This window comes from Flavobacterium sp., from assembly GCF_027483985.1.
In the GTDB taxonomy this organism is placed as follows: domain Bacteria; phylum Bacteroidota; class Bacteroidia; order Flavobacteriales; family Flavobacteriaceae; genus Flavobacterium.
In genome coordinates this window covers 1-11130 of record NZ_JAIXTJ010000023.1, presented here as the reverse complement: position 1 = coordinate 11130, position 11130 = coordinate 1, and the positions used below count along the sequence as shown (strand labels likewise).

Annotated in this window: 9 protein-coding genes; all 9 read right to left on the bottom strand. The window is 29.6% G+C overall.

Annotated elements, in window-relative coordinates; all coding sequences use genetic code 11:
* Positions 1–255 precede the first annotated feature (255 nt).
* A complete protein-coding gene (locus Q0050_RS05675; protein WP_298393187.1) occupies positions 256–861 on the bottom strand; it encodes a hypothetical protein in 606 nt (201 codons plus the stop codon).
* A 165-nt stretch (positions 862–1026) separates the two neighbouring features.
* Positions 1027–1869, bottom strand: a complete 843-nt coding sequence (locus Q0050_RS05670; protein WP_298393185.1) for a hypothetical protein — start codon at positions 1867–1869, stop codon at positions 1027–1029.
* A 202-nt stretch (positions 1870–2071) separates the two neighbouring features.
* Positions 2072–3010 (bottom strand): hypothetical protein, encoded by a 939-nt coding sequence (locus tag Q0050_RS05665; RefSeq protein WP_298393183.1) that lies wholly within the window; start codon positions 3008–3010, stop codon positions 2072–2074.
* A gap of 172 nt (positions 3011–3182) precedes the next feature.
* Positions 3183–3950 (bottom strand): DUF6882 domain-containing protein, encoded by a 768-nt coding sequence (locus Q0050_RS05660; protein ID WP_298393181.1) that lies wholly within the window; start codon positions 3948–3950, stop codon positions 3183–3185.
* A gap of 168 nt (positions 3951–4118) precedes the next feature.
* Positions 4119–4526, bottom strand: a complete 408-nt coding sequence (locus Q0050_RS05655; RefSeq protein WP_298393179.1) for a hypothetical protein — start codon at positions 4524–4526, stop codon at positions 4119–4121.
* Between the two features lie 163 nt (positions 4527–4689).
* Complete coding sequence (locus Q0050_RS05650) at positions 4690–5286, bottom strand: hypothetical protein (protein ID WP_298393177.1); 597 nt, start codon at positions 5284–5286, stop codon at positions 4690–4692.
* Positions 5287–5837: 551 nt separating this feature from the next.
* Entirely contained in the window at positions 5838–6569 is a 732-nt protein-coding gene (locus Q0050_RS05645; protein WP_298393175.1) for a hypothetical protein, read from the bottom strand.
* Positions 6570–6794: 225 nt separating this feature from the next.
* Positions 6795–10052: an N-6 DNA methylase gene (locus tag Q0050_RS05640; RefSeq protein WP_298393173.1), complete on the bottom strand. Its 3258-nt coding sequence runs from the start codon at positions 10050–10052 to the stop codon at positions 6795–6797.
* A gap of 314 nt (positions 10053–10366) precedes the next feature.
* Positions 10367–10927, bottom strand: a complete 561-nt coding sequence (locus tag Q0050_RS05635) for a hypothetical protein (protein WP_298393171.1) — start codon at positions 10925–10927, stop codon at positions 10367–10369.
* Positions 10928–11130 lie beyond the last annotated feature (203 nt).

The following is an 11130-nucleotide window of genomic DNA, read 5'->3' as shown; positions in this document are numbered from 1 at the left end:
TACGGATATTTTTAATTCGAAGAACTTTAACAAATAATAATATCAAACGTCTTGCGGAAGATAAATGTGAAGTGTAATTGATATGACCTGCGTAATTTCCGCTGCTGACCACTAACGTTTCGTGGCTTCAAGAAGTGGGGATGAACCAAGACCAAGCCTTCACAAATATAAACAAAACTTTTAATTAAAGACCTTTCCAATTTCTGATAAATCCCATACCTCGCCATTTCTTGAAACCGCTGTTGTGTGCAGTGCTTATTCATCAGTTCCTTTTTCCCATATTTCGAATAATTCTTTTTTTGTTTTGAATTTATATTCTGTTTTATAAACTTTTAGAGTTTCATTATCTGGGAAATCGACACTCATTTTTTTTAATTCTATTTCAGCTTTTTTCAAATCGCCTTTTGCTTCCAAAGCTGTTAAATATTCCATTCTCAAATTAAATTCATTATTTTGATTAGGTTTAAGAAATAAGTTTTGATAGTCTAAAATTGCTTGGTCATAGTATTTTTCAGCTTCAATTTTTTCTCCACTCAATTCTAAATATAAACCTCTATGAATTTTCCAATATGGTTGTTTCGGACGCAATTGAATCATCTTTTCGTTATTTTTTAATAATCCTTTAATGTCTTTTTTAAACACTAAAAAAGTATTTTTAGCGTAATATGCACCAAAATTTTCGTCATCAATTTCAATTGCTTTATTTACTAAGATTAAACAACTATCAATTTTAACTTTTTCATCAAGATTAGATTTCATAAAAAAAGTATTGGCTTTTTTTACTAATTCTTTTGATTCATTTTCTTGTCCTTTACAAGAAATGATTGATAATAAAATGCTTAAAATTAGTAGCTTTTTCATTTTTTACGATTTTTTTTGGCGCATTGCACACAACGTTCCGGCGCTTGGCGAGGTTGCGAACTTCGGAACCGATTATTTTCTATCAAAGATAAAATTTCTTGCGAGAAATAAACTTGTATTTACTACAAAATTCGCAATCTTGCCAAACGCCTGTTAGCAGTAGCTTTATTTTATTTCAGTATTAATAAGTTTCCCTTTTTTCCAATATTCTATTTTGTGTCGTTTACCATTTTCGTGATAGTGATATTGTTTTTCAATCGGTTTGTCATTTTGAAATTTCCCTTGATATTTTACATTTCCATTTTCATAATATTCTCTATAAATTCCATTTTTGTCTAAGTCTATTAATTCTGTTTCAGATTTTAGAAAACCATTTTGGTAATATTCTTTAACGGTTTCTATTTCCACATCTTTTTCCTTTTCAATAATTTCTCTTTGTATTTTTAGATTACCATTTTCATAATACTCCAATTCTCTTGTAGTTTTTAAGTTTCTACTTTCTTTTTTATTATGAATATAAGTGTAAAATGAATTTTTAGCTACAAAGCCATTTTCATAATATTCTATTGATGTTAATAAATTTCCACCATTATAAAACTCAATACTTTCTATGTTTCCATTTTCGTAATATGTGTAATTGTTACCTTGTAAAAAACCGCAATGATAATTGAAAACACTTTTTAATATCTCATTATCATAATAATTTTTCCAAGTTCCGTGATATTTTCCATTATTAATAGAGTCATTATTATTTATTCTTCCACAAGTTTGTAGTGATGTATAAATTGATATGTAGTTAGTTTTATATTCGCAATTTTTATAAAACCCTTCGGTTTTTATTTTTCCATTTTCGTAATATTCTTTATAAATGCTGTCTAAAGTTTTACCAACAAGAAATCCTTCAACTTTCAAATTTCCGTTTGAATATTTTTCTACATATTTTTCTTGAGAATATGTAAATGTAATTATCAAAAAAAATATTAAAATGAATGTTTTTTTAAATTTCATATTTCTTGTTTCTTGTTTGAAAAGTTACTGCTAACGTTCCCAGGCTTTACGTCTGTTGCGTATTTTTAAGACTGGCGATAACAAATATACCGAAAACTTTGAAAGATAAAACGTGAATAAAAAGAAAAAAGATAATCACTAAACTTTCTAAATAAAACCCAAGCCAAGCAATAGCGTAAAACCTGTGTTAGTGGTAGCTTTTTTATTTTAGTGTTCCAAATTTTAAATTTTTATAATCAATAATTACGGTCTGATCTATAAAAAATAGAGGACCAATGAGTCCGATAATTTTTTCTTCTTTGTTAAACTGTACATCGTCATCTGAATTTGTAAATTGAGCTGTACTAATTCCTGTTTTTTTATTATTAATTAAAACCGGTTCTAATATTTTTTTTTGGTAAACTATATAATTTTGCCCCCATGATTTTCCTGATAGTAATTCTATGGCTGAATCATTTGGGTTTGTAAATAAATTTATTGTTTCTTTGTCTAATAGTAAATCTCCTAAGCAGTTTCCAGTATCGAAAATTACATATTCTGTTTTATTACCTATTGTTAAAGGAATTTTTATTCTTCCTTTACGCATTAAAACGTTTACAAAATCTGCTTTTTTATACTTTTTTGGCAATTCTTCATAAATTCTCATTTTTTGGTTTGGAAAATCAATTACCAAATATTTGTTTTGGAAAAGGTCGGGAGCAATTGTTCCAATTAGTTTTTGAGATAAAGAGTTAATAGAGTCTTTTGGTATCTCATCTCCGTAGTCATAAATATATGCAACATCAGTTTTCGGAAAATCTTTTTTGTCAATTTTTAAATCTATATTTCTCAGAAAATTTCCCTTATTCCCATTTAAATAGTATGGTTCTCCCAAACTATCTAATTTTTGATTAATTATACTAATAGAATAATTTTTCAACGATTTTCCATAAAAAAGCGTTTTAGTTGCACCTAAATCTAACTGACAACAAAAATTATAGGGTAGTTTTTCTATTTTTAGAGGCAAACTTATGGCTAATTTTTCATAATATTTTCCAAATATATTTTCTCCATGCCAATCAAAATGAATCCATTCAGATTTTTGACTAAAAGATAATTTTGTTAAAAATAAAAAAGTAATAACTAAAATGTGTTGCTTCATAAGTATTGTGTTTTTTAAAGTTACCACTAACGTTTCGCGGCTTCATGAAGTGGCGATGAACCAAGACCAAGCCTTCACAAATATAAACAAAACTTTTAATTAAAGACCTTTCCAATTTCTGATAAATCCCGTGCCTCGCCATTTCTTGAAACCGCTGTTGTGCGACGTTTTTTTATTTATTGTTGAATTCTTTGATTTCAAAGTAACAATTTTCACAAACTAATTTTATTTTGGCAATTTCCATATTCTCGTCATTCCAACCATCAGCTTTATTTCTAACTTCTTCGCATTTATTACACCACGCAGATAAATCGTCATCTTCTTCTAAATACATTCCAATTTCTGTTTCGAAAGATTCTTCAAAACCTGTTTTTTCATTTTCGTTCAGATGTTGACAAATAAATGCGTGTCTACTTTTTCCGTGTTTTTTACATTGAATAAGTTTTTCTGTTTTGTTTTTGTTTATCTTTTTAAGTTCTTCAACAAAATCATTTTCAATTTCGTCAGTTATTAGAAAATAAATTTCAAGATTGTTGTCATTCGCAATTCTATAAGAACCAATTGCCTCAATTAAGTCAAAAGTTATAGCCGTTAATTCCCAACCGATGTATTCATCAGCTTCAAAATAACCTTCGGTTAATTCAGAATAATTATGTTTTTCTCCAAACTTTTTTACTAAAATTGTTTTTAGTTTGTTATTATGAACTAGTTCTTTATTATCCCAAGCCCAAAGCCAAGTTTTAGTAGAATTGGAATAACTTCCAATTGGAATATATTCAAAGTTAAGTTCACCTTCTTGTTTTTTAAAAGTTATAAGTGAAGTTTCTTCATCATAAAACCATTCTGAGTAACTATTCAAATCGTAAGTTTCAACAAATTCTTTCTGAATTTCTTTGAAATCGTTACAAGTTCTAATAGCAAAATCTGAATATTTTTCCATTTTAGTTTCTGTTCGGGTAAAATGTCGCACAACGTTTCGCAGCTACACGAAGTTGCGTACTTCATTCACTGTCAATTACAAATATAGACAAAACTTTGATTCAACAATTACCAATTCTGATAAATCCCAAGCCTAGCAATTTCTTGTAACTGCTGTTATGCCTAGTGCTTATTGTTTGGTAAATTGTCCAGCTTCATTTTCAAATAGATTTTGATTCACTCTGTAGTAATACCAATTTTTTTGTCTGTCATATTTGTTCTCTTTTTCAACTTTGTCATTCCAAACACATTCATTAATTTCAAAAGTCTTTTCAATAAATTTAGTGTCAATTTCTTTTAGCACTTCTATTATTTTAGCACTTTCTGTATTTGGTAGCATAAAAAGTATCTCGTCAATTATTTTTCTTGCGTCTATTTCGTTTAGCCATTCATAAATCGAGTCTTCATTGTCCGCATAATTGTCTGTAAATCGTTTCCACTTTGGAATTAAATAGTTCAGTCCATCCTGTCTAACAAATTCAGCTTTGTCTTTTAGAATAGTTTTTATTTCTTCTGTATGTGGAAATTCTGTTGTCATTTATTTTTTTTAGCATTAGGCATAACGTGTCGCCGCTTCACGAAGTTGCGGATTTTCAACACTTTTGTTTACAAATATAGACAAAATTTAGTTTAAAAAATTACCAATTCTGATAAATCCCAAACCCCGCAATTTCGTGAAACGGCTGTTGGCAGAGGTTTTTTTAATCTACAAATTTCCACTTAAACTTATCTTGTAAAATATTTTGCTCTTTTTTAGTTATTCTCATTATTGATATAGATTGTCCAAATCCATATTCGCTATCACCCAAACAATCAACAAGTCTAATGTTTTTTTCTTTGATTTTATCTTCGCAAACTTTAAAAACAATTTCATCTAACCAATCATCATTATATTTAGGATTGAATTTTGTTTTTACATTTTCGAGTTCAAATTCAATTTCTATTGGTCCAGTTTCTCCAATCCAATTTTCTTTTATTTTTTTTGGATTAAAAACATTATTTGTAAGTACAGAAAATGCTTTTATTACTTCTGTATATACTTTATTTTCCTTACAAACATCAGCTTCTAAATCAATAAATATTACTTTAGTTTTGTCAATACAAGCTAATTCAAATTCATCTAACTCCATTCCTGGGTCGTATTCTTTTTCAAATATTTTTGAATACTCGATTTTTCTTTCTAAATGTATTATCTCAAATATTTCAGAATCATTTAATTTTTCATAAGATTTGAAAAAACCACATTTTCTTAATATTGAAATATTCTCAATTACTTTTTCTTTTGATATTTTTTCCACTTTATTTGTGTTCTTCTTCGGCTCTAAATTATTACAAGAGTTAAATAAAATTATTATTAAAAAAAGATATTTCATTATAGAAGTTTTATTTTTTCAAGTTCTCACACAAAATCTCTGCCAACGTTTCGAGGCTTTAAGAAGTTGGGGATTTAATAACCACAAACCTTTCCCTTAAACACCGAGAACCAAAAGTACAAAACAAACTTTAAATAAAGCCCAAAAACCCCAATTTCTTAAAACCGCTGTTAGGCGATCGCCCTTATTTCTTTCGGTTACTGCTTTTTGTTTTCAAGCCTTCCAAATTTATAGTTCGGCTTTCCATTTATGTAAGTCGGATTGCTATAAATATAAATCGGATAGGTATAAATATAAGTCGGACTACAATAAATATAAATAGACTTTAAGTAAATATAAATATGACAAGCATAAATATAAATGCGGAACGCATTTATATAACTGCGAAGCAGATATATATTATTGCGGTAGCAATAAATATAAATAGGGTAGGTAGTTTTAAGTTTGTGCTTGTCATATTTATATTTTATGTTTTGTTATTTCTTTTTCTTGGTGAATTCTATGCCTTTTATTTGGGCAAATTGTGGACTAGTGGCACCAAAAACTGATTTCACGTATTTTTTAACTTCTGTTGCGATGTCAAATAATCCTGTGTCTGCTCCGTAAATTGTAGTATCTCTTGCAATTCTTGAATTGCTTACGTTGGTGTATGCTGTTGCAACTGCGCTATTTTTAGCGGTTAGGTCGGCTTGTTTTGCTGTTAACGTAGCGATTTTCAAATCGTTTTCGTTTGGTGCGTAACTTGGTTCAGATTGTAAAACTGAAATAATTCCCGCTAAATGCTGGATTTGTTGGTCGTAAGATTGCTGACTTGTTGAGATTGTTTTTGGAGCTGGCGTGTTTGGGTCGGTTGATGTTTCAACAGCTTTTGCTCTTATGCCTTGCATTTTCTTGTTGAATGCTTTTGCATCAGCAATTTTCTGTGGAGTTGCATCTGTTGTTTGTAATGCGTTTATCAATCTAGTTGATAATGATTTTAAATCTTTGAATGCAACAACACGTTCGTTTACTTTGTTGTTGTAGGTTGTGTTTTTAGTAACAACATCAGCTAAACTTGCTTGTGATGCTTTGTACAACGCTGTAAGTTGTGGCAACTTTAGAGCGTTTTTGGTTGGATTGTACGTTGCTCCGTAACCTGTTACGAATGAGATTAAATCTTGAAAGTTTGCAACGTTTTTAGCGTGTCCTGTTTCAGAAGTTGATGCCATAGATAAATTGGTTTGAAATTAATAATAACTCAAAAATAAAAAAAAATGTTTTTTCTTACACACTTGATAATAAAATAAATGGCTAACCGTGAGGTTAGCCATTTATTTATCTTTGGATTATGTTTATGCTTTTATTTATTTTGAACTGTATCCATATCGTTGCATAGTTGTCAATATTTTGCAGAGACTTGATAGGGTTATCTTATAATGTTTCTAATTAAATTTTTAAATGGATTTTTTAGCTTTAGCGATTTGAGTTTCTAATGTTTCAATCTTTTTTACTATTTTTTCTTGTATAGTGTATGATGGAACATTAATACTTAATCCTTTCATTCTAGCAATTGACGCTCGATAAGTTCTAGAAAAACGAGTGCTTTTACCTACGTGCTCTAAAACCCAACTAAAATAACGTGGATGAATAACTTTGCCTTTTATTCGTAGTACTCCACAATGGTCAGTAGGATAAAAAGGTGTGTTTTTTTCTACATAATTAACCATCCAATCGCCATCAATACCCCATAACACAGATGGATTGTTATAATCTTTTAAAAGATGTTTATCTATTAAACCGAATGGTTCAAAGACATTAGCACTATAAACAGGAATACCTTTTTCTGTTTCTTTAATCGCTTTTGTTACAACTCTCTTACCAATTGATATATCAAAAACCTCTGAATTATTTAAACGTATTGTTTGTGTAGCCTTTTCTTGTGCATTTGCAAAGTCTTTTTCAATTTCTTTTTTTGCTTTTTCAGATATATTATTAAAGATTACGTCAAAACATTTTAAGCCGTTCAAAGACCAATTAATTGGAGCAGTTTCAATAGTAGTTGGTGATAACGAGAAACTTTTATTAAATGATTTTTGACTAAAATCTAAAATGTCATAAACGTTTAAATATGTGATACTATTTTTATGTTGGTTTATTATAGTTTCGTCAGGTATTTGACCTAAAAAGTTTTGCTGAATTAAATAGTTTATTTTGCTAGTATCATTTGGGTTGTTTGGATTAAATAATGGGGTTATAATATCATTAATTGTACTACCACCGTTGTATTTTATACCTTCACTGCCTTTTGCCGTACTCCATTCATAGCCTAAAAATTGTTTTTGTTCAGAATTACCCGTAGGACTTTTTACAACTAAAACTTTTTGAGGATTTGTATACGCAAGGGTAAAATAATACAACTTATCTTTTTCTATATTTCTGACGAAATCTATATACCTTTTATTTAGTTCAAAATCTTGTTCGCTTACAGAGAAGTCTTTGAAAAACTTTTTTGTTTTAAGGTTTTTAACTTCTGTACTTCCATCAAATTCAATTTTGTAATCTTTTATTATATCATATTCGCTTAGTTCATCAGAAATCTCACTATTAAGTAATGATTTATAGTGTTCCAATTCAATACCAATCTGTTCGCAGTATTTATTAATTAATTGAAGGTCTTGATAAACTCCCATCTCATCATCATTTTCAATCCCTTCAAACCAATCATCAACTCTATTTTTATAATGTTCTGATGGTTCAGGTTGTTGTGCTTTGCGACGTAAAAAAAGAATTACTGTTGGTGTACCAGTTTTACCAAACGTTCCACTTCCAAGTTCAACCATTGAAACAATATCAAAATATTTTAAAATTATTTCACGAGTTGCAATATTTGTGCTGTCTGGATTGGTTAAGATTGAATATGGAATAATAATGCCAGCAACACCATTAGAAGCAAGTAGTTGTTTTGCACGTTCAATAAAGAAACATTGAATGAATTTATTGCTTGCTATATCAGAAACTGTCGCAGTAAGCTTAAATTTTTCACGTTGTTCTTCAGGCAGAGTATCTAAAAAGCCTTCAACAGCGAATGGTGGATTTGCTACAAGTATATCAAATGAGCCATCTTTAATTTTATCGTGATTGTCAAGTGCGTCATTATGTAATATTTCTATACCATCGTGACCATACATAAATGATGAAAGTTTTGCAACTTTCGATAAACGATATTCCTTTTCAATTCCTATGATTGATTTGTAAAATTCTTTTAAATCCGTTTGTTTGTATTGTTCTATAAAAGGAGCCGTTTGTGTTGCAAGTTCAGTAAGAAAATGTCCGGCACCACAAGCGTAATCAATACCTTTTGGATGTTCTGGATGTTCTTTTACAATTGTTTCCAAAGGCAAAGACATAAGAGTGAACTTACATATAGGCATTGGTGTAAAAAACTGACCTTCACTTTGTTTAATACCATTATCAAGAAAAAACTCGAACATATCACCCAAAAATTGATTATGACTTTCTGTTTTTAATCTTAAATCTTGCCACATTTGAACTATTTCCAAAAGGATTTTAGCATTTTGGTAAAACAACTTTTCATTATGAACGTCAATAAAACCAAAATCGTTATTCGTGAAAAATTTTAGCTTTCGAAAATAATCTTTTATTTGTTGCTTAGTGGCGTTACGTTTTTGTTTTACTGTCCAAAAAGCCTCGTCAATTTGTTTATTGCTAATATAAACTATCTCTTGTGCAAGAAACTTATCCATACCAGTTTTATATAATTCTTGTAAACGGTCTATTAAGTCGAAATAGTTATCATAAGCAATACCTTTCCAATAAAATTTGAGGTCTACAGTATTTTGTGTTTCATCAACAATCTTACATAGAAATAGATTGACCAAAACGTCAAAAGCTTTTTCACGACCTGAAACATTGTGTTTTCTCAGAATAGTGCGAAATTCGTGATATTTACCCTCTTTATTTTGTACGTCAATCGGTAAAAGGTCATCAAGAGTGTATTTGTCTTTACCAATATGGTATGCTTGAATATTTTCTTCAAATAACCCTTTTGTTGTGAATTCAAGTTTATATGTATCTCGCCACGTAGCATAACGCTCTCTTACATTATTTGACTTTTCAAAAGATTTTAACTCCTTGTTTTCTTCTAATATCTTTATGTTGTCTTTATGAGAAATAATATAAGAAGTTGGTTTAACCATAACCTCTCCAATTAAGTTAGAAGTGTAAAGACAAAGAAATTCAATATCAGGAATTTGTTGTGCGTAACTAAAAAGTTGGTCACCATCAAAGAGAGTATCTTTCCAAGCTTTTTCAAATTCTTTTCCCGCTGTTTTACACTCAATAATTAGTAGCGGTTTTTTATTATTGTCTTTAATAAGAATGTCAGCCCTTCCACCACTTGCACCGTGACCAACTTTCCATTTTGGTTCAAGTTCAATATGTTCAGGCTTATAACCTTTACTTAGCAGTCTGTGAACACACTCAAAAACCACATAATTTTCCGCTGATGAAAAGTTACAAGTTTGTCTCTCGTTTATTATAAAACCTTTGTCTTCTGGATATATAAGTTCACTTTTATTAAAGTCAACTTTCAAATAAGCATCATTATGATTGAAAAACTTACTGTAAACTTTGCCTTTTTTTTCAAAGTTTAATGTTTTCAATAAGTCTTCTAAGTTTTCTTTATTAATCATTTATTCTTTCCAAATTGTTAATTAAGCAAATTTAGTTTTTTTTAGGAATAATAATAGTAAAGATTTACTTTTAATAGACTTTAGATAAAATAGAGTAGGAGTGAATTTTTGCAGGATTTTTTTTAAGCGGTTTGTGTAGCTCTAGGGTGTCGCCTAACGTTTGGCAGCTACAAGAAGTTGCGTACTTCATTCACTGACAATTACAAATATAGACAAAACTTTGATTCAACAATTACCATTTCTGATAAATCCCAAGCCTAGCAATTTCTTGTAACTGCTGTTAGGCGATGTGCTTTTTCTTTTCAGAATAATCGTCAGAAATGATTTGCCATCTCGGGTAATTCAAATACAAACTTTTTCATTGATCCAGCTTTGAAAAAATCACAAGAAACAACTTTGTTATTTATAACGTGCGATACCGTAACATCTTGGTAATTGAATTCTTTTTCATTTTTTCTCACGTAATCCTCATAACTATATTTAAACTTATATGGCAAAAGAAAACTATCTTTAAACTTCCAACTACGTTGAATAAACTCAAATTTTAACACGTCTGTAGATTTCTTATTTCTGCTGTACATTACCCAAATTCGAGGCATAAAAAATTCACCTGATATAGGAGATTCTATTATGTAATAGTCTGATAATTCTCTGTATTGACCTTGCAATTCTTGTAAGAATGTATAACGAATTGAATTTTTGTCAATTTCATTTTGATTTATTTCGGTAAGAATTTCGTTAGATGTTGTCGCTAGTTTATTCCACGATTTATAAACTTCATCTACATTAATTTCTCGATGAGCTTGCAAACTTTTATTATTGGCACAAGAACAAATTAAAACTGAAACTAAAAGTAATTTTAATGTCTTATTCATAAATTCTCAAATTCTACGGAGTTTTTTTAGCATATCGCCTAACGTTTTGCCGCTTGGCGCTGTTGCGGATTTTTAGCACCAAATTCTCACAAATATAGACAAATTTTTAATTCAAGACTCAAGCTTCCAAAAAATTACCGAAACCGCAATGGCGCCAAACGGCTGTTAGTGGTTCGGCAGTTTTAGAAATTCCGCATTGCCAT